Origin of the sequence: Lactobacillus sp. ESL0791, from assembly GCF_029433255.1 — a bacterium.
Classification (GTDB): domain Bacteria; phylum Bacillota; class Bacilli; order Lactobacillales; family Lactobacillaceae; genus Lactobacillus.
Genome location: NZ_JAQTHU010000001.1, coordinates 789,188 through 810,193 on the forward strand (window position 1 = coordinate 789,188; position 21,006 = coordinate 810,193).

At 42.6% G+C, this 21,006-nt stretch carries 18 protein-coding genes; 17 read left to right on the top strand and 1 reads right to left on the bottom strand.

The features are described from left to right. The first annotated feature begins 16 nt into the window (after positions 1-16). The 6 genes from pgsA (at position 17) to PT285_RS03980 (ending at position 7,886) form a co-directional block, all read left to right on the top strand. A complete protein-coding gene (pgsA, locus tag PT285_RS03955; RefSeq protein ID WP_277147990.1) occupies positions 17-577 on the top strand; it encodes a CDP-diacylglycerol--glycerol-3-phosphate 3-phosphatidyltransferase in 561 nt (186 codons plus the stop codon). A gap of 193 nt (positions 578-770) precedes the next feature. After that, positions 771-1,877, top strand: coding sequence for a recombinase RecA (recA, locus tag PT285_RS03960; RefSeq protein ID WP_277147992.1), 1,107 nt, complete (start codon positions 771-773; stop codon positions 1,875-1,877). 118 nt (positions 1,878-1,995) lie between these two features. After that, complete coding sequence (rny, locus tag PT285_RS03965) at positions 1,996-3,627, top strand: ribonuclease Y (protein ID WP_277147994.1); 1,632 nt, start codon at positions 1,996-1,998, stop codon at positions 3,625-3,627. Between the two features lie 137 nt (positions 3,628-3,764). Continuing rightward, entirely contained in the window at positions 3,765-4,760 is a 996-nt protein-coding gene (locus PT285_RS11380) for a helix-turn-helix transcriptional regulator (RefSeq protein WP_277147996.1), read from the top strand. A 33-nt stretch (positions 4,761-4,793) separates the two neighbouring features. After that, complete coding sequence (locus tag PT285_RS03975) at positions 4,794-6,605, top strand: FAD-dependent oxidoreductase (protein ID WP_277147998.1); 1,812 nt, start codon at positions 4,794-4,796, stop codon at positions 6,603-6,605. Positions 6,606-6,731: 126 nt separating this feature from the next. Further along, positions 6,732-7,886 carry a glycosyltransferase family 4 protein gene (locus tag PT285_RS03980; RefSeq protein WP_277148000.1) on the top strand — a complete coding sequence of 385 codons (1,155 nt, stop codon included), beginning with the start codon at positions 6,732-6,734 and terminating at the stop codon, positions 7,884-7,886. 26 nt (positions 7,887-7,912) lie between these two features. On the opposite strand, the gene PT285_RS03985 is transcribed toward PT285_RS03980, so the two are convergent. Further along, entirely contained in the window at positions 7,913-8,575 is a 663-nt protein-coding gene (locus PT285_RS03985; RefSeq protein ID WP_277148002.1) for a YigZ family protein, read from the bottom strand. Positions 8,576-8,617: 42 nt separating this feature from the next. Between PT285_RS03985 and PT285_RS03990 the strand changes: the two genes are divergently transcribed. The 11 genes from PT285_RS03990 to PT285_RS04040 all read left to right on the top strand — a co-directional run bounded on the left by PT285_RS03990 (position 8,618) and on the right by PT285_RS04040 (position 20,929). After that, the gene (locus tag PT285_RS03990; RefSeq protein WP_277148004.1) at positions 8,618-9,901 is read left to right on the top strand and encodes a helicase-related protein; all 1,284 of its coding nucleotides are present in this window, start codon (positions 8,618-8,620) and stop codon (positions 9,899-9,901) included. Further along, positions 9,898-10,587 (top strand): ComF family protein, encoded by a 690-nt coding sequence (locus PT285_RS03995; RefSeq protein WP_277148005.1) that lies wholly within the window; start codon positions 9,898-9,900, stop codon positions 10,585-10,587. The genes PT285_RS03990 and PT285_RS03995 overlap by 4 nt, the downstream gene beginning before the upstream one ends. A 74-nt stretch (positions 10,588-10,661) precedes the next feature. Beyond that, positions 10,662-11,213, top strand: a complete 552-nt coding sequence (hpf, locus tag PT285_RS04000) for a ribosome hibernation-promoting factor, HPF/YfiA family (protein ID WP_277148007.1) — start codon at positions 10,662-10,664, stop codon at positions 11,211-11,213. A 138-nt stretch (positions 11,214-11,351) separates the two neighbouring features. Further along, the gene (secA, locus tag PT285_RS04005) at positions 11,352-13,751 is read left to right on the top strand and encodes a preprotein translocase subunit SecA (protein ID WP_277148009.1); all 2,400 of its coding nucleotides are present in this window, start codon (positions 11,352-11,354) and stop codon (positions 13,749-13,751) included. Between the two features lie 60 nt (positions 13,752-13,811). Continuing rightward, positions 13,812-14,928 (top strand): peptide chain release factor 2 gene (gene prfB / locus PT285_RS04010; protein WP_277148011.1). Its coding sequence is split into 2 segments (ribosomal slippage): positions 13,812-13,883 and positions 13,885-14,928, totalling 1,116 coding nucleotides; the frame shifts between segments, so codons are not numbered across the junction. Between the two features lie 8 nt (positions 14,929-14,936). Then, positions 14,937-15,206 carry a hypothetical protein gene (locus PT285_RS04015; protein WP_277148013.1) on the top strand — a complete coding sequence of 90 codons (270 nt, stop codon included), beginning with the start codon at positions 14,937-14,939 and terminating at the stop codon, positions 15,204-15,206. 15 nt (positions 15,207-15,221) lie between these two features. After that, the gene (hprK, locus tag PT285_RS04020) at positions 15,222-16,199 is read left to right on the top strand and encodes an HPr(Ser) kinase/phosphatase (protein ID WP_277148015.1); all 978 of its coding nucleotides are present in this window, start codon (positions 15,222-15,224) and stop codon (positions 16,197-16,199) included. Next, on the top strand, positions 16,183-17,019 hold the full coding sequence (lgt, locus tag PT285_RS04025; RefSeq protein WP_277148017.1) for a prolipoprotein diacylglyceryl transferase: 837 nt from the start codon (positions 16,183-16,185) through the stop codon (positions 17,017-17,019). Before hprK ends, lgt begins: the two co-directional genes overlap by 17 nt. 36 nt (positions 17,020-17,055) lie before the next feature. Further along, positions 17,056-18,075: an NAD(P)H-dependent glycerol-3-phosphate dehydrogenase gene (locus PT285_RS04030; protein ID WP_277148018.1), complete on the top strand. Its 1,020-nt coding sequence runs from the start codon at positions 17,056-17,058 to the stop codon at positions 18,073-18,075. A gap of 70 nt (positions 18,076-18,145) precedes the next feature. Continuing rightward, a complete protein-coding gene (gene trxB, locus PT285_RS04035; protein WP_277148020.1) occupies positions 18,146-19,075 on the top strand; it encodes a thioredoxin-disulfide reductase in 930 nt (309 codons plus the stop codon). 129 nt (positions 19,076-19,204) lie between these two features. Further along, complete coding sequence (locus tag PT285_RS04040) at positions 19,205-20,929, top strand: phospho-sugar mutase (RefSeq protein WP_277148022.1); 1,725 nt, start codon at positions 19,205-19,207, stop codon at positions 20,927-20,929. The last annotated feature ends 77 nt before the right edge of the window (positions 20,930-21,006 follow it).

Consider the following 21,006-nt stretch of genomic DNA (forward strand, 5'->3'; position numbering starts at 1 on the left):
GGAGAAATAGTTAAGAATGAATTTACCTAATAAATTAACGGTTTTTAGAATATTTTTGATACCAGTGTTTGCGCTGATTGTGATTTTTGGGGGTAATGCCCATGTACAGGTAGCTGGAACGACAGTTTACTGGAAATTGGTAGTTGCAGCGGTTGTGTTTGCTGGAGCTTCGGCCACCGATTGGTTTGATGGGCATATCGCGCGTTCACGCAACATGGTAACAAACTTTGGTAAATTTGCCGACCCGCTAGCCGATAAGATGCTAACGATGACCGCCTTTATTTTCCTGATTTCGTTGAATTTAGCTCCTGCTTGGATAGTGGCAATCATTGTCTGCCGTGAGCTTGCCGTAACGGGCTTGCGCCTGATTTTAGCCGAAAATAAGGGTCAGGTGATGGCTGCTAAAATGCCAGGGAAGATAAAAACGACCTGTCAGATGTTGTCGATTATCTTTTTGCTAATTGGTGATTTTTACCATATTGGTACCATTTTGCTTTATCTGGCATTAATCTTTACCATTTACTCCGGCTATGATTATTTCCATCAATCATGGGGTGTTTTCAAGGGTTCGATGTAAGAAAGTACTAAGCAGTTAGTGCTTTTTTTATTCAAAAATTTATTTTTAGCAATTACTAGCAAAAAATAATGGATGTTTTTGCGTACATAGTAAAGAACAGTAAGATCTGTAAACATCTGTTCGCTTTAATCTTGCAATCCTGCCGTTAAGCAAAGTATAATTATAAAATGTAAGTTACTAGGAGGTAAAACGCTTGGTCAAAGAAGAAAAAGACGAAAAAAAAGAGGCTTTAGCGAAAGCACTTAAAAAAATAGAAAAGAATTTTGGCAAAGGTGCGGTTATGCGCATGGGCGATAAGGCCGATACCAAAATTTCGACGGTGCCAACAGGCTCACTTGCACTTGATGCAGCGCTTGGTGTTGGCGGATATCCGCGCGGGCGTATCATTGAAATTTATGGTCCAGAGTCTTCTGGTAAAACAACGGTTGCTTTGCACGCGGTTGCAGAAGTACAGAAGCGGGGCGGCACAGCAGCCTACATTGATGCAGAAAATGCCATGGATCCGGCTTATGCCGAGGCTTTAGGTGTTGATGTAGATGCATTGATTTTGTCGCAGCCGAATACTGGTGAGGAGGGCCTGCAGATTGCTGACACGCTGATTGCCAGCGGTGCAATTGATATCTTGGTTGTCGACTCTGTTGCCGCTCTGGTTCCCCAAGCGGAAATTGACGGTGAAATGGGTGACGCACACGTTGGTCTGCAGGCGCGATTGATGAGCCAGGCTTTGCGTAAACTGTCGGGAAATATATCTAAAACTAAGACAATTGCCATTTTTATCAACCAAATCCGGGAAAAAGTTGGCGTAATGTTTGGCAATCCGGAAACGACCCCGGGCGGACGTGCATTAAAATTTTATGCAACAATCCGTTTAGAAATTAGGCGTGCCGAAAAGATTAAACAGGGGACCGATTTTATCGGTAACCGGGTCAAGATCAAAGTTGTAAAAAACAAGGTGGCACCGCCGTTTAAGGTAGCCGAGGTCGACATGATGTATGGCAAGGGCATCTCTCAAAGTGGGGAGTTGCTTGATATGGCTGTCGATAAGGATATTGTTGCCAAGGCCGGGTCGTGGTATTCTTATGATGGCGAACGCATCGGTCAGGGACGTGAAAATGCCAAGCAGTACATTGAGGAACACCAAGATATTTATCAGGATATTCAGGAAAAAGTGCGGTCATCGTTTGGGATTGATGAAAAGTCAGTTGCTGATCGCGAAGATCCAGAAAAAGTTAAAGAAAAAAATGAAGGTGAACCAGCTTCTGATAAAAAAGAAGCTGACAGCAAAAGTAAAAAAGATTGAGGAAATTGATCTGGACCTTGGAATTTGATTTCAAGGTTTTTTTTGTCTTAATTGACATGAGCAGTCAGGTTCTTTATCATAATAGTGTGTTAATAATTTGAAAAAAGGCGATAGAATCATGATAAATGAAGTTTTGATTCCCGTCGCAACTGCTATTATTTTAATTTTACTAAGTTTTTGCTTGGGTTATGGCACCCGAAAAAACATCTGGGAAAAGCAAGTGCATAATGCAAAAAATAATGCTGACCAGATTTTAACTGATGCTAGAGTACACGTAGCTGCCGCCAAAGCCGAAGTCAAGGCACAAAAGCAAGCGGCCGCAGCTCTAAAGCAAAGCGCACAAAATACTAAGAAAGAAAAAATTCTCGAAGCTCAAGAAAAAATTCAGGATTACCGGCAAAAAGTTGAGGATGAGCTGAGTGTTAAACGCGATAATATTTCTCGTGACAACAATCGTCTTCAGCAGCGTGAGGATAATCTTGACCATAAAAATTCATTATTGGATGAACGTGAGAATGAACTTTCGCAAAAAGAAAAACAATTGAAACAGCAGCAGGCTGATTTAACGAAAAAAGCAACCGTTGCTGACGAATTGGTTAAGGAAAGACAGCAGAAGCTTTATGAAGTTGCTAATTTAAATCAAGAACAGGCAAAGAAGCTGGTTTTAAGTCAATTATCTGACGAATTGGTTAATGAGCGTGCGGAAATGATTAAAAGCAGCAATGAAGAGGTCAAAGCCAAGGCTGATCATTACGCTCATAAAGTAATAATTGATGCTATTCAGAGCAGTTCTGCAGATACGGTGGCTGAGTCCACGGTATCGGTAGTTGATCTGCCAAACGAAGAAATGAAGGGGCGGATTATTGGCCGTGAAGGACGCAATATTCGTTCATTTGAAGCTTTGACTGGGGTTGATTTGATTATTGATGATACTCCCAAAGTGGTTACATTAAGCGGCTTTGATGCAATTAGACGTGAAATCGCCAAACGGGCAATGGAGCGCTTGATTAAGGATGGCCGGATACACCCGGCCCGCATTGAAGAAATGGTCGATAAGGCCAGAAAAGAAGTTAATGATGACATTTATGAGGCTGGTGAGAGTGCCTTAATGGAATTGGGAATTCATAAGATGAATCCTGAGCTAGTTAAGATACTCGGCCGGCTCAAGTATCGGACTTCTTATGGGCAAAATGTTTTAGCACATTCAATTGAAGTGGCCAAACTGGCAGGTACAATGGCTGCTGAGCTTGGCTTAAATGAAAAATTAGCAGTTCGCGCGGGATTATTACACGATATTGGTAAAGCAGTTGATCATGATATTGAAGGCTCACACGTTGAAATCGGTGTGGAATTAACACGAAAATATCATGAATCAGATGTAATTGTAAATGCAATTGCAGCGCATCATGGCGATGTGCCGAAATTATCGTTTATTGCTGAACTTGTTGTTGCAGCAGATACGATTTCCTCGGCACGTCCGGGTGCAAGAAGTGAAAGCCTAGAAAATTATATTAGGCGGTTAACTGAATTGGAACAGATTGCCAAGCGCTATAAGGGCGTTAAGCAAGCATACGCAATTCAGGCAGGACGTGAAGTTCGGGTAATGGTTGAACCAGATGAAATTTCGGACAACCGAATTACTGTTTTAGCACGTGATATTCGAAATCAGGTTGAAAAGGAGCTTGATTACCCGGGAAATATTAAGATTACTGTTATTCGGGAAAAACGTGTTGTTACAATTGCAAAATAATAAAAAAGTTGGATTTTGAAAAATTCAGCTTTTTTATTTTGCTAAAATTTTTGGCGTGTTTGAACATAAAATGACGTCAGCAACTATATTTTGCTAAAATGAAAGGGAATACAATAGCAAGCGAAAGGAGGACAACAGTGAATAAGGATTCTGGGGAAGAATTGAATAAATCTCTGCTTAGCCTAGGCTACCCTTTTAATTCTATTTTGAAAAATACAGATTTGTCTAAGGCTGACGATTTTAGTTTTGTTTGGAATAAGGTTGCTAATTCTTTTGCGTTATTTGATAAGTATGCTAATGATACACAACTGTTGACTTGTAGCGATGCCAGCAAGATCTATAAATTTGTTCCATCTTTTTTGGCGGCGTTATCAAGTAAAAATGGTTTACAAGCTGTGACGCGCCTAGCAAACTATGAACAATTAGTTGGTCCAATTGTGATTGGCACTTTTGAGGAAGGGATAGATTTAAGAATTCACATTAGCTATCTTGATAATTATCGCAAAAATTCGCGTTTTAGCTTACTTGTTGATCAACTTTCGCTAGTTAGTTTGCTTAGGACCGGAACCAATTTAAATATTATTCCTAAGGCAATTGGGAGTAAATTTGATTATGGTTCGCAAATCATTAAATATTTGCAGATTAAACCGCGGAAAAGTGCAGATAATTATCTTGTTTTTGAGAAAAAAGATTTATTAAAAGGATTTGTTACAACTAATGAGATTATTTGGAATGTTATGCAGCCAGGTTTACAAAAATATATTGAAAAGGCGAGCGTTAAACCTCCGTTTTCAGTTGCAGTTCAAAATAACTTGTTTCATTTGATTGTAAGTGGCAGATTTCAGTTGACAGATCTAGCTGACTCAATGAAAATGTCACCACGAACGATTCAAAGATGGCTAAAAAAAGAAGGAACTAATTTTAAGGAGCAATTAAATTTTGTAAAAAAGGTTTTGGCATTAAATTTGTTGCAGGATCCTGATTTAAGCACTGCAGAAATAAGTTTTTTGGTTGGGTTTAATTGTGTTAGTTCATTTTATAAATCATTTAAAAAATGGACTGGAAAAACTGTTTTAAACTATAGACACCAAATTATTTTAAATAAAAATATGAAAAAAGCAGTTTCCGAATAATTAAGTAAATGAGTTAGGAAAGGATTAATAATTATGATTGTGAATAATAAAATATCATGGGATGCAAATTATGACGTGATTGTGATCGGATTTGGTGGTGCTGGTGCAACTGCTGCACGTTTCGCGGCAGATAAAAATGCTAAAGTTTTACTGATCGATCGTGCACCAGAAGGTCACGAAGGCGGTAATACACGTTACAGTGGACAAATTGTTGAAGCTGGTTATGATTTTGCCAAACTAAAAAAATATTATCAACAAATGACAGCACCTTTAGATTTAGACGAAAAAGTTTTGGATAAATATATTTCTGGAATGGTAGAACTGCCTGAATATTTTGAAAAGTATTTGGGTAAAAAGGCTTTTAGTGTAAGAAAAAATCCAGATAATAAAAATGTGGCATTATTAGCTTATATGGCAGTTGAATATCCGGAATTTGCAGGTGCGGACACGAGTGATGATTTGTTAGTGCATGATCGGATCTTTGACGCTGCTTTATGGAAAATTTTACGCCAAAATGTGCTGGACCGTAAAAACAAAATTGATGTTCTTTATGATACTCCGGCTAAACATTTACTTCAGGCTGAAGACAGGACAATTTTGGGTGTTCAAATTGAGAATAACGGCAAAGAATTTAATGTCAAAGCAAATAATGGTGTTGTAATGGCACTTGGTGGCTTTGAAAATAATGAGCAAATGATCCAAGACTATTTAGGAGAAACCAATTTATTACCATACGGTACTCTATATAATAATGGTGACGGAATTAAAATGGCGATTGAAGTAGGTGCAGATTTGTGGCACATGAATAATTATGAGCCAGGCGGTTCTGTTAACTTTGCTGCTAACAAGGGTGAAAGAGCATATAGCATAATGGGTTGGAGTGCACTGTTTAGTGGATCACTAATTACGATTGGCGATGATGGCACCCGTTATGTTCCTGAAGATGATGCTACTAGGCATGGTCATCGTTATAATCATGGTATTTGGCGGATACCGTTAGCACAGGTTCACCCTCATATGATTTTTGACCAAAAGAAATACGATGAATTGATGGATTCTAATAATGCAGATTTTCAAAAGCAAATAATGTCCAAAGTGATAAAATCTGATTCAATTGAAGGCTTAGCAGAAAAAATTGCCGTTAAGCCTGAAGTATTGAGAAAAACGATTGAAGAGTACAATTTCTTTGTTGATCAAGGCGTTGATTATCAATGTGGCAGAAGCCCTAAGACAATGACCAAGATTTCAATGACTGGTCCGTTTTATGCTTTGGCGCAGCAACATACCATGCTGAATACACAGGGTGGACCGCGTCGTAACGAGAATGCAGAAATTTTGGATACCGAGCAAAAAGTTATTCCGCATCTGTATGGTGCTGGAGAATTAGGCCATATTGGTGCTAACCAATATAATGGCGGTGGAGATGTGGCTGATTGCTTAATCTTTGGTAAAATTGCGGGTGAAAATGCTGCTAAAGTGAAAGAAGCTGATGCAGTTAGTGCTGCTAGCGAAACTAAATCTTGGCAAAATGCTGACTTCCCAGCTTCGGATTTGAATGAAAAGACCTATGCAACAACTGAAAATCAATATATAGGCAAGTCAACTAGCGGCATGGGCAATGAAATTGTAGTTCGGATTACGGTTGATGACGGAAAACAGTTGAAGAATATTGAAATTTTACAAGAAAGTGAATCACCAGATTATGGTGAAAAAGCTTTAAAGCAATTGCAAAAAGAAATGCTTGAAAAAAACACAAGCGATGTAGATGTTGTTTCCGGGGCTTCATCGACTAGTCGGGCATTTAAGGAAGCAGTTGCTAGTGCATTAGAAAAAGCAAATAAGTAAGTAAATTAAGTGTAAGATAATAAAAAAGTTGGATTTTAAGATCCAGCTTTTTGTTTTGGTCATATTTGTGCATTTTTTCAACAGCTTGTATAATTAGGGGCAAGTAAGTTAAAGAAAGCAGATCTTATGTTTAAAATTATCGTTGAATTATTCTTTCTGGTTATTATTCAAGTGGCAATTACCCCTTTTATCCGCCGCCTTGCCTTTGTTTTGGGAGCAGTTGACGATCCCAATGCTCGCCGGGTTAACAAAAGTCCGATGCCAACGCTAGGCGGATTAGGCATTTTTGTGACGTTTAACATTGGCGTCTTTGTTCTCTTGCGGGAGCAATTTCCCACCCACGAAGCTTTTTCAATTTTGCTGGCATCCAGTGTGATTGTGCTTACGGGAATAATTGATGATATTATGGAGCTTAAGCCCAAGCAAAAAATGTTTGGCATCTTTGTTGCTGCCCTGATTATTTACTTTTTGGCCGGGATCAGGATGAATGTACTTAATTTGCCGTTTGTGAAGCACCCAATTGATTTGGGCTGGTGGAGCCTGCCGATTACCATTTTTTGGATTTTGGCTCTGACCAACGCCGTTAATTTGATTGATGGCCTGGATGGCTTGGCCGACGGTGTGGCCATGATTTCACTCACAACAATGGGAATTGTTGGCTACTTTTTTCTCCATACCAAGCAGCTATATATCCCAATTGCCTGTTTCATGCTGGCGGCCTGTCTGCTGGGCTTTTTACCCTATAATTTTCATCCCGCAAAAATCTTTTTGGGTGATACAGGTGCTCTCTATATCGGTTTCATGATCGCAGTTCTTTCGTTAAAAGGTCTGAAAAATGTAACTTTTATTTCGCTGCTGATTCCGATTATTATTTTGGGTGTACCAATTACCGATACAATTTACGCGATGATCCGCCGGAAACTAAATAACCGTCCCGTCTCACAAGCGGATAAGCATCACTTGCACCACCAATTGATGCGGATGGGGCTAACCCACCGGCAAACTGTGCTGACTATTTATGCGCTATCGCTAATTTTTTCCTTTATCTCGCTTTTGTTCCTGCTTTCGCCGGTATGGGGAACATGGTTATTAGCAATTGGATTGCTGTTTGCCCTCGAATTCTTTGTTGAATCGATTGGCTTGTTGGGTGAAAAATATAAGCCGCTCCTGCATTTGGCGCAAAAAATAATCAGCGCCCGCAGCGCCAAGGATCCAACAGTTGAAGTGTGGCATTTGGGTGAAGAAAAGCCGAACCAATTAAAGAAAAAAGACAATAAGTAAAAAGTCGCAACTGAAGCTGCGACTTTTTACTTGTCGTGATAATTGTGTTCTTTCACGGGCAGCTCATTATAGCGCTTTTCACCGTTACTAAAGTTGACCTGACCTGCAAGCAGGTCGGTAAGTGCTTTTTTAGTAGCGTTTTGCTCATCATAATCAAGAAAGATATGCAGAGCGACATCGGTGCCGTAGTCGACCTTTTTTATATAGATTTTTTGCTGCGTTAAAAAATGATTTACCTCATCAAAACGATTATAAGCAAGGTGAAAAATTATTTCCTGCTGCAGCACTCGCTTGACGACGCCAATGTGCTCGGCTGCCTGGGTGACGCTGTTGGAATAAGCCCTGATGAGACCACCGGCACCGAGTTTGATCCCGCCAAAATAACGGGTCACCACGACGGTAACATTGCGCAGGTTCATTAATTCCAGTGCTTTTAATTCGGGAACACCAGCGGTTCCAGAGGGTTCACCGTTGTCACTGGCTTTAACTTGTTCATTGTTAGGGCCAACAACGTAAGCGTAGGTATTATGAGTTGCATCATGATATTTTTTGGTTATTTCTTGAATAAAGGCATTGGCCTCGACCACAGTCTGGGTTCTTGCACAGCTGGCGATGAATCTGCTCTTTTTGATAATGAGTTCATGGCTGCCGCTTTCTTTAATGGTTAAATAATTTTCTTGTTCTGCCAAAATTTTTACCTCTTTTTACGTATTTCTCTTTGGAGGGTTGCGATGAAAAATCTAACTTTACTAGCTGGCCGTCAATGGCCGGCTGAACAAGGGCATTCTAGCATACTTGCTGCGGCTACCCAAGTTAATATTATTGAAAATGGTCGCTGTCAGCGCTGCGGTGCTTTTGTTTCAGCCAAATTACCTAACGGCAAGCTTTACTGCCGTGCCTGCATTGGTATTGGCCGTGCTGTTGAAGGCAACGTGCTTGTCCGTTATCTGGGTCATGCTGAATTTCCTAAGCAAAAAAATGGCGGGTTAACGTGGTCTGGGCACTTAACCTCGCAGCAAGAAAAAATTTCGGCTGGTTTGGTCACCAATTTTCTTGAAAAGAAAAACTCTTTGGTTCATGCGGTAACTGGTGCCGGTAAGACAGAGATGCTTTTTCAATTAATTGCTGAATGTATGAAGAATGGGCAGCGTGCCTGCATTGCAACGCCGCGGATTGATGTTGTTAATGAATTATATCCTCGATTCAAAGCAGCTTTTTCTGAGATTAAAATTGGCAAGTATCACGGCCGTGAATTTAAGGAGCCGGACTTAGACCAGCTGACAATTTGTACGACACACCAATTGTTGAAATTTTATCAGGCCTTTGACCTGCTGGTCATTGATGAGGTTGATTCTTTTCCTTATGTGGGGGATCCGCAGCTTCACTTCGGGGCTAAGAATGCAGTCAAAACTTCAGGCGTTAGAGTCTACCTAACTGCCACGCCAACCGCTGACTTGCTGGAAGAAGTGAAACAGAAAAAGTTAAGGTTACTAAAATTAAACCGGCGTTTTCATGGCGGCCTTTTACCGGTTCCGAAAGAAAAATTTTTTTTACGGCCTTTTTTGCAAAAAGAGCGGCTCCATTCCAAACTGCTTTCTGAAATAATCAAAGCAGTAGAGTCAGGGCACCCATTATTGTTATTTGTGCCGCGGATTGAGCAAATTCCTGTCTACTTAGCAGCGTTGCGAAAGGAACACCGGCTGCAAAAAGCGCAGGTAGCAGGTGTTTACGCCGCAGACAAGCAGCGTTTAGAAAAGGTCGCAGCTTTTCGTGAACAAAGACTGCAGATACTAGTTACCACCACGATTTTGGAGCGCGGGGTCACCTTTCCCCATGTATGGGTAATTGTCGTGGCTGCCGACGATGCAATTTATACGACAGCCAGCTTGGTTCAGATTGCTGGTCGGGTTGGCCGTGCGCAGCATGATCCGACCGGCTTGGTTGTGTACTGCTATCATCAGTATACTAAAAATATAAAACTGGCGGTTAGGCAGATTAGGGAGATGAACAGATGACGACTTGTTTGCTTTGCGGCCAGGAGTTTACCGGGCACACCACAATTTTACAAATTTTTTCAGTTAAGAAGAAAAAGCCACCTGTGATTTGTCTGCACTGCCGGCAGCGTTTTACGCCGTTGTCCGGTAACCGCTGTCAAGTTTGTTCGAGGGAATGGGCTGACGGGGATGTCTGCAATGACTGCAGGGCCTGGGGCAAGTTTTATGGAAAAAATCTGTTGTATAATCATTCTTTATATCATTATAACGATGCCTTTCATGATCTGATGGTCAATTATAAACGCTACGGGGATTATGTATTATATGCGGTTTTGCAAGAATTGTGCGGGCAAGAAGTGGCGAAAATTGTCGCTGATTTATATGTGCCAGTCCCAACTTCCCCTGAACACCGGCAAAAACGGCAATTTGATACGGTGAGTGCAATTTACCAAGAACTGGTTCCTCTGACTTTTTTGCTTGATAAGAAGCCGGGCGGCGGTGCGCAAGGTGAGAAAAATAAGCGGGAACGGATGCGGAGCAAACAAAGTTTTATTATCCGCAAAAATGATCTTGCGGCAGATTTTTCTGGGAAAATATTATTGCTGGATGATATTTATACCACTGGCAGAACCCTCTACCACGCACGGGACAAGCTGCTGACGGTTTTCCCCCAGGCAAAGATTTCCAGCTTTTCAATTTGCCGTTAGCTTCTTTCCTTGTTTAGCGCTTCCAGCTTCTGTATAATGAAAGTATAAAGAAAAACAGTAAAGGAGTGTTTTCTATGCTAAAGTACAACGTTCGTGGTGAAAATATTGAAGTAACTGATGCTTTAAGAGAATATGTTGAGAAAAGATTGAAGAAGTTGGAAAAATATTTCGACTTGAGTCAGGACATGGTTGCACATGTCAATTTGAAAGTTTATCGGGATCATTCTGCTAAAGTTGAAGTTACTATCCCGCTGCCTTACCTAGTTTTGCGTGCGGAAGAAACCACCGATGATATGTATCGTAGTATTGACTTTGTGTCTGAAAAGCTTGAACGGCAAATTAAAAAGTATAAGACGCGGGTAAACCGCAAGAGCCGGGAAAAAGGTTATGAAGACTTCTTTGTTGAAACGGCTGAAGAAGAAAAAGAAGATAAAAAAGAAACTAGTGAATTTGATATCGTCCGCAACAAGCAGATTGGCTTGAAACCAATGAGTCCAGAAGAAGCAATTCTGCAGATGAATATGCTGGAACATGATTTCTTTGTTTTCCAAGATGCCGAAACCAATGGCACAAGTGTGGTATATCGCAGAAATGATGGCAAATATGGTTTAATTGAAACGGAATAAATGGTAAAATAAAGATAGGATGAAAAAGACCTCACACAGAATGTGAGGTCTTCGTTTTGGATATTTTTAATTTGCTGCTAATCATGTTAAAATTATCATGTGTTTTTATACTTAAACTACATATTAAGGATCGATTAAATGGTAAACATTTTAAGGAAACTATACAATACTGATAAACGAGAATTACGAAAATTTGAAAAGATTGCTAATCAGGTGGAAAGCTATGCTGATGAATACGGCAAGCTTTCAGATAAGCAGTTAAAGGCCAAAACGCCGGAATTTAAAGAGCGCCTGCAAAAAGATGAAAGTCTAGAGGATATTTTGCCCGAAGCATTTGCGGTTGCGCGAGAAGGTGCCAAGCGGGTGCTGGGCCTATACCCGTTTCATGTTCAGGTATTAGGGGGAATTGCCCTGCATTTTGGTAATATTGCTGAGATGATGACCGGTGAAGGTAAGACCTTGACGGCCACGATGCCCGTTTATTTGAATGCACTAGGCGGCAAAGGCGTGCACGTTGTTACGGTTAACGAATATTTGTCAAGCCGTGATGAAGAAGAGATGGGGCAGCTTTATAAGTGGCTTGGTCTGACGGTAGGCTTGAACCTGAATTCAATGGCTCCGGATGAGAAGCGTGCGGCTTATAGTTGTGACGTCACTTATTCAACTAACTCAGAATTAGGTTTTGATTATTTGCGCGACAACATGGTTGTTTACAAGGAACAAATGGTGCAGCGGCCGCTTAACTTTGCAATTATTGATGAGGTTGACTCAATTTTGATCGATGAGGCCAGAACGCCGTTAATTATTTCTGGTGAGGCTGAGCGGGCTAACAGCGACTATATTCGGGCCGACCGCTTTGTTAAAACTCTGTCGGAAGACAAGAGTGACGACGATGCCGATGATGACGAAGATCATGGTGACTATAAGATTGACTGGCCGACCAAGACGATTTCGTTAACAAGGACCGGTATTCAGAAGGCCTGTGAACATTTTGGCTTGAAGAATCTGTACGATGTAGAAAACCAAAAGCTGGTGCACCACCTTGATCAAGCGCTGCGGGCTAATTATATCATGCTTAAGGATATCGATTACGTGGTTCAGGAAGGTGAAGTACTAATCGTTGATTCCTTTACCGGACGGGTAATGCAGGGTCGGCGTTATTCCGATGGCCTGCACCAGGCGATTGAGGCCAAGGAAGGCGTTAAAATTCAGGAAGAATCAAAAACGCAGGCGACAATCACCTACCAGAACTTTTTCAGAATGTATAAAAAACTTTCCGGAATGACCGGTACGGCTAAAACCGAGGAAGAAGAGTTCCGCGAAATTTACAACATGCAGGTTATTACGATTCCGACCAACCGGCCGGTTATCCGGGTCGATAATCCAGATATTTTGTATCCAACTTTGGACTCAAAATTCCATGCCGTTGTTGATGAAATCAAGGAACGGCATTCGAAGGGCCAGCCAATTCTGGTTGGAACGGTTGCGGTTGAAAGTTCAGAGCGGCTCAGCAGGCTGCTTGATAAAGAGCGGATTCCGCATGCGGTTTTAAATGCGAAAAACCACGCCAAGGAAGCACAGATTATCATGAACGCCGGTCAACGTGGTGCGGTCACGATCGCCACCAATATGGCTGGTCGTGGTACGGATATCAAACTAGGGCCTGGTGTTACAGAACTGGGCGGCCTTTCGGTGATCGGCACCGAGCGGCACGAATCGCGGCGGATTGATAATCAGCTTCGTGGACGTTCCGGCCGGCAGGGAGATCCAGGCGAAACCCGTTTCTACCTTTCACTTGAGGATGATTTGATGAAACGGTTTGGCGGCGACCGGGTCAAGGACTTCTTGGATCGCTTATCCGATAATGATGATGATAAAGTGATCGAGAGCCGCCTGATTACACGGCAGGTTGAATCTGCCCAGAAGCGGGTTGAAGGTAATAACTACGATACGCGTAAGCAAACTTTGCAGTATGACGATGTTATGCGAATCCAGCGTGAAATCATTTACGGTGAGCGGATGCAGGTCATTGGTGAAGAAAAATCACTTAAGGACGTATTAATTCCAATGCTCCGCCGGACAATCAGCAGTCAGATTGACATGTTTACCCAAGGTGACCGCAGCAAGTGGCGGCTTGATTCTCTGCGTGATTTCATTGGTTCCAGCTTAATTTCTGAAAAAGAAGCCGATGAGATTGACTATAAAAATATCAGTGTTGATGAGCTGAAGCAAAAATTGTATGACAGCGTTGAGACCAATTACAAAGAAAAAGAAGAGGCCTTAGGTGACCCTGAGCAGATGCTTGAGTTTGAAAAAGTTGTTATCTTACGTGTAGTTGATGAGCGCTGGACCGACCATATTGACGCGATGGATCAGCTGCGGCAGTCGATTGGACTGCGGGGGTATGGTCAGCTTAACCCGTTAGTTGAATACCAGGATTCTGGCTACAGAATGTTTGAAGAAATGATTTCAAATATTGAATTTGACGTTACCCGCCTGTTCATGAAGGCAGAAATTAGGCGTAATCTTAGCCGGTAAAAAATAAAATTAGGGAGAAAGCAATATACTTTCTCTTTTTTTACTAAATTAGGAGAATTTATGGAAATTAGTGAAATTCAAAGTACGCTGGACGAATTGCAGAAGCGGCTGGCTAACTTTAGGGGGTCTCTTTGACCTGGATGCAATTGACGAGAGCATTGCGGTAAATGAAGGGAAAATGGCGGCACCGGATTTCTGGCAGGATCAAGACCGGGCACAAGAACTGATTGCGGAGACCAACCTGTTAAAAGAAAAACGGGATTCGTTTTTGAAATTAAAGTCAGCTTACCAAGACGAGGCCACGGCGCTTGAACTGTTGCGGGAAGAAAATGATCAGGAATTACAGACGGAAATTGAGAAAAATTTGCTAGAATTGCAGGATGAATTCCGTAATTATGAGCTAGATCTGTTGCTTGCTGGCAAGTATGACAGTCATAATGCGCTTTTGGAAATTCATCCGGGTGCCGGCGGCACCGAGGCAATGGACTGGGGTCAGATGTTATTTCGAATGTACAACCGCTACGCTGATATGAGCGGCCTGCAGTTTGAGGTTAATAACTACGAAGCGGGTGAAGAGGCAGGCATTAAAAGCGTCAGCGTTCGGATTAGCGGTAAGAATGCCTATGGCCTGTTAAAGTCCGAAAATGGTGTTCACCGCTTGGTCCGGATTTCACCGTTTGATGCGGCTAAAAGGCGGCATACTTCCTTTGCTTCGGTTGAAGTTATTCCGGAAGTCGATGACAGCATTCAGATTGATATTGATCCTAAAGACTTACGGATTGATGTTTACCGTTCAAGCGGTGCTGGCGGCCAGCACATCAATAAAACCTCCAGTGCAGTTCGGATTACCCACTTGCCGACGGGAATTGTAACCACGTCCCAGGCGCAGCGCTCGCAGCTGCAAAACCGGGAAACGGCGATGAATGAGTTGCGTGCTAAGCTGTTTCACTTGGAGGAAGAAAAAAAGCGTAAGCAAAAGCAGGCCCTGAAGGGCGACCAGATGGAAATTGGCTGGGGCTCACAGATTCGTTCCTATGTTTTTCATCCTTATAATTTAGTTAAGGATTTGCGGACAGGCTATGAAACGGCTGATATCAATGGTGTAATGGATGGAAAGCTGCAGCCGTTTATTTATGCGTATTTACAGTGGCTGCTTAGCCAAGAAAATCCAGAGTAGGTGAAAAAATGAGTTTTTGGGGAATTGTCGGTTTAGTTTTAGTTGCTGTCCTTGCTTTATGTATGTTATTTACGTTTTTTCATATCTTTTTTGCCCTGTTGCCGGTGGCGTTAGTAGCGATTTTAATAATTTGGCTGATTTATCACTTTTCGAATAAAAATAATCATGAAAATGTGCCTAGCGGGTCTAATTACTATGATTTCTTTACTAATCGCCAGACAACTAACCAGCACCGTAAAAAAGCGCGGGATGTCCATACAAAAGACGTTGATAAGTAGTTTAAGGGGATAAAAATGGCAGATGCAGTTGAACTAGAGAAATTGATTCGCGACAATCATATCGTGTATATATATCAGGGCAAACAGTATGTTAGCGGCAAACAGCTTACCGTTTCTGATATTTATCGGCCCGGCCTTGAGTTAACCGGCTATTTTGATTTTTATCCTAAACAGCGGATTCAGCTTTTAGGGCGGACAGAAATTTCTTATGCCGCGCGTTTAGACCATGAAAGTCGTTTGCGCGTGTTTACCAAAATGTGTACCAGCAAGACGCCTTGTTTCTTAGTTTCGCGCTCACTTCCTGTTCCAAAAGAGCTGAAAGAGGCAGCGGATCAGGCGCATATTCCTATTTTGTCATCGGATGAATCAACAACTTACATTTCCAGTATTTTGACGGGATATTTGCGTGAGCGGCTGGCTGAACGGGTCAGCATTCATGGCGTCATGGTTGAAATTAAGGGCATGGGCGTTTTACTTACTGGAGATTCCGGCGTTGGTAAATCGGAAACTGCCTTGGGCCTAATTCAGCGCGGCCACCGGCTGATTGCCGATGACCGGGTAGATGTTTACCAGCGCGACGATGAAACCGTTATGGGTGAAGCACCCAAAATTTTGAAGCACCTGATGGAAATTCGTGGTGTCGGCATTATTGATATCATGGAATTATTTGGGGTTGGCGCCATTAAAAATCGTTCTAGTATCCGACTGGTAATTAAATTAGTTAATTGGGACAGCCATGCCAATTACGATCGCTTAGGTTTTCAAGAGAGCAAGCGGGAAATTTGTAACGTTGAGCTGCCGCAGATTACGATTCCGGTTAAGGTTGGCCGTAACATGGAAGATATTATTGAGGTTGCCGCCATGAATTTTCGGGCAAAGAGATCAGGTTATGATGCCGCTCAAACCTTTGATGATAATCTGACTGCACTGATTGCGGCTAATTCAAAAAAAGATGCAGTAAAGGATAAAGTTGAACATGATATTGACGATTAATCCGGTGGCTTTTAACTTAGGCAGTTTAAGTGTCAAGTGGTACGGCGTAATTATGGCCGCTGCCATTATTTTGGCGGCATGGATGGCGATTAGTGAAGGCAAAAAGCGGCAGATTATGAGTGATGACTTCATTGACCTATTGTTGTGGGCAGTACCTTTAGGTTACGTCGGTGCCAGGATTTACTATGTTATATTTGAATGGGGCTATTATAGCCAGCACCCCGATCAAATAATTGCGATTTGGAACGGCGGCATTGCGATCTATGGCGGCTTGATTGCCGGCTTAATTGTTTTGCTTGCCTTTTGTTACAAGCGGATGCTGCCGCCCTTTTTAATGCTGGATGTGATTACACCGGGTGTGATGGCCGCACAAATCTTGGGGCGCTGGGGTAATTTTATTAATCAAGAGGCCCACGGCGGTCCGACCAGTCTGCATTTTTTGCAGAGTCTGCATTTGCCGCAGTTTATTATCAGTCAAATGAGAATCAACGGTGTCTATTATCAGCCGACTTTTTTGTATGAATCATTCTTCAATCTGATCGGTTTAATAATTATTTTGAGCTTGCGGCATAAAAAGCATGTCTTCAAGCAAGGAGAAGTTTTCATGACTTACTTGGCCTGGTATGCCGTTGTCCGTTTCTTTGTTGAGGGATTGAGAACTGATAGCTTGTACTTGTTTGGTGTAATTCGGGTGTCGCAAATGTTGAGCCTGCTTTTACTTATTTTAGTTGTCGCATTATTTATTTATCGGCGTGTAAAAGTCAAACCAAAGTGGTATCTTGATGGAAGCGGGTTAAAGTATCCGTATTCACGAGATTAATAGAAAAATATTTTAGAGAAAGTTTTAGGAGAGAAAATGACAAAAATTGCAGTTTTAGGTGCCGGCTCTTGGGGTTCGGTACTAGCCTCAATGCTAGCGGATAATGGCAACGACGTGATTCTGTTTGGCAATAACGAAGCGGTTAACCAAGAAATTAATGAGAAGCACACCAATGAGCATTATATGAAAGATTGGCGGTTAAATCCGACAATTACGGCAACCGAAAAGTTGGAGCCGGCTTTGGCTGGCGCAGAAATAATTTTGTTTGTGCTGCCAACGCCGGCAATCCGCAGTGTTGCCCGCAATGTGCACCAGATTTTACTGACCTCTGGGACTAAGCCGCTGCTGGTAACGGCAACTAAGGGAATTGAACCGGGCAGCAAAAAATTAATTTCGGAAATTTTGTCAGAGGAAATTTATCCCGACGATGAAGACAAAATTGTCGCAATTTCCGGTCCCAGCCATGCCGAAAATGTCGCCCAAAAAGACCTGACGGCGATTTCCTGTGCCTCAACCAGTGATGCAAATGCTAAGCTAATTCAGAAGATTTTTTCGAATGATTATGTGCGTTTCTACACCAATGATGATCTTGTTGGCGTTGAGGTCGGCGGTGCGGTTAAAAATGTGATCGCGATTGCCGCCGGGATTTTGTACGGCAAGCACTATGGTGATAATGCTAAGGCGGCATTAATGACACGGGGGTTAGCAGAAATTGCGCGCTTGGGCGTTAATTATTTTGGCGCTAAGCCTCTGACTTTTAGCGGACTGGCCGGCATTGGCGATCTGATCGTTACGTGTACCTCGGTTAACTCACGCAATTGGCGCTGCGGAAAGCAGATTGGGGAAGGCAAGAGCCTTGACTATGTACTGAAAAATATGGGTCAGGTGGTTGAAGGAGCCACCACGGTTAAGGCCGTTCATGAATTATGCCAGGAAAAGAACATTGATATGCCGATCAGTGAGGCTATTTACCGTGTTCTTTATGAAAACACTAATGTTGATGACGAAATAACTAAGATGATGGGCAGGACGCCGAAGGCTGAGATCAGACTTTAAATTTTACAGGCTTTTTATCATAGTGTATCATTTACTTATTAAAAATAAGTAATAGGAGATTAGGGTGAATATGGCAAAAAAGTATGATGTAATTATTATTGGTGCGGGTCCAGGCGGAATGACCGCTGCCTTATACGCTTCACGGGCAAACCTAGCAGTTTTACTGCTTGACCGGGGACCTTACGGCGGCCAGATGAATAATACGGATGTTATTGATAATTATCCTGGTTTTAGCGAGATCAAGGGTCCAGAGCTGGGCGAAAAGATGTACCAGTCGATTACGAAATTTTCCCCGGATTTTGAATACGGTGACGTTCAGTCAGTGAAACTTGACGGGCAAAACAAGCTAGTTAAAACTGATACGGGTGATTATACTGCGCCGGTTGTTATTGTTGCTACTGGTGCTGATCATAAGCACCTGAATGTTCCCGGCGAGGAAGAATATTCGGGCCGCGGTGTTTCCTACTGTGCGGTCTGTGATGCGGCCTTTTTCAAAGATGAGGATGTTGCTGTTATCGGCGGCGGGGATTCTGCAATCGAAGAAGGAATCTATCTTTCACAGTTGGCCAAATCCGTGACGGTGGTGCACCGGCGTGATCAATTACGGGCAAATGCTACCTTGCAGAAGCGGGCATTTGCCAATAAGAAGATGAATTTTGTCTGGAACGCGCAGACCGAGTCAATCACTGGCGACGGTAACAAAGTCACCGGTATTACTTATCGTGATAAGGAAACCGGAGAAGAAAAGAAACTGGCCGCTGCAGGTGTCTTTATTTATGTGGGAACACTGCCGCAAACGACGCCGTTTAAGGGCTTAGGCGTTACCGATGAGCAGGGCTGGATCCCAACTGATGCCAAAATGCATACCAAGGTTCCGGGGATTTTCGCTTTGGGGGATGTCCGGGCAAAGGACCTGCGGCAGATTGCCAATGCAGTTGGTGATGGCAGTATTGCTGGCCAAGAGGCATACAATTATTTGCAGAGTTTAGAAGATAAATAAATTGTGAATTAAGAATCCAAGATGAATTGGGTTCTTTTTTGTTTGTAAAAGAGGCGCTATACTATAAATGTTAAACTAAAAATAAATACGAATTTAATTAATACTAGAAATTGAGGATTGACATTTTACATGAATGCAAACGAAACTTTGAAACAGTGGCAGCAGGCTCAAGGCTTGCCGGATTATTTACAAGAGCAATTAGCTATTTTGGCTAAAGACCCGAAATGGGTTGAAGATGCTTTTGGACAGGATATCAACTTTGGAACAGCAGGAATGCGGGGCCTGCTTGAACCCGGGACCAACCGGATTAATTTGTATACTGTCGGTAGAGTTACTGAAGGGCTAGCCCGCCTGATTGAGGAAAATGGTCAAGAAGCAAAAAAGCGGGGCGTTGCCATTTCTTTTGATTCGCGGTATCATTCACGTGAATTTGCCCAAATCTCTGCCCGGGTGCTGGGAGCTCATGGCATCCACGTTTACTTATTTGATGATTTGCGGCCAACCCCAGAACTTTCTTTTGCTGTGCGACATTTGCACACTTTTGCTGGGATCAACATCACCGCTTCCCATAATGCCAAGCAGTACAATGGTTATAAGGTTTATGGTGAAGATGGCGCCCAAATGGGGCCTGAAGATGCCGATCGTTTATTTAAGCTGGCTGAACAGGTTGATGATTTGTTTACGGTAAAGGCTGCACCTGTCGAAAAACTACGGGCAGAAGGTACTTTACAGTTAATTGGTGAAGATGTGGACGAGGCCTACCTGTCTGAACTTAAGGCCGTTACGGTTAATCCGGCAATGGTTAAGGCAAACGCATCTAAGCTCAAGATAATTTATACGCCGCTTCACGGTACGGGAAAGATGCTGTATGACCGTGCCTTTCGCCAAGGTGGTTTTACGAATATTATTCCGGTACCAAATCAATCGATTATTGATCCAGAATTCCCGACGACCAAAAAACCTAATCCAGAATACCGGGATGTATTTGATCCGGGCGTGGCGCTTGCTAATAAAGAAAATGCTGATCTGATCATTGCCACCGATCCGGATGCTGACCGCATGGGTGCCTGTGTGCGTACCGCAAAGGGTGATTTTCAGGTTTTAACAGGCAACCAAATTGCCACCTTGATGATCTACTACTTGCTGACCAATTTAAAGGAAAAGCAGCAGTTGACGCCGGATTATGAATTAATCACGTCGGTTGTTTCCAGCAGTTTGCCGTTGAAGATTGCCAAAGATTTTGGGATTAAAACCAAATCCGTTCTGACCGGTTTTAAATTTATCGGCGAAGAAGTAGACCGAATGAATCGTGAGCATGACGGTAAGTTTTTGATGGGCTTTGAAGAAAGCTACGGTTATTTGTTTAAGCCGTTTGCACGTGACAAGGATGCAATGCAGGGGGCATTAATGTTTGCCGAAGTGGCTTCTTACTATGCTTCGCGGCAGATGACAGTTTTGGCCGGTCTGCAGGAAATTTGGCAGAAATACGGCACGGCCTATGAGATCACGCGGGCAATTGAGATGCCGGGGATTGGCGGTCAGCAGAAGATGGCAGGCCTGATGGCCAAGCTGCGCCGCGAGAAGCTGACGGAAATTAACGGTATGCCGGTTGTTAAAACAGAAGACTTTTTACGGCAAGAAGAAACTGAAAATGGTCGAGTTAAGCCAATGACAGGTTTACCGCAGTCGAATGTTTTGAAGTATTACTTGTCCGATGAAACCTGGCTAGCTTTGCGCCCGTCGGGTACGGAGCCGGTAATCAAGGCCTATGTTGGTGTTAACAAACCCGATATTGCAACTGCTCAGCAGGCTGCTGCAGATTACCAGACAGCTTTAGCAGAGTTATTAAAGTAATGCAGAAGAAGTGCGAAAATACGTTCGTGGTAGTAAAATAAGAGATAATAATTGGGAAGTTGGACTGCTGGTCCAAC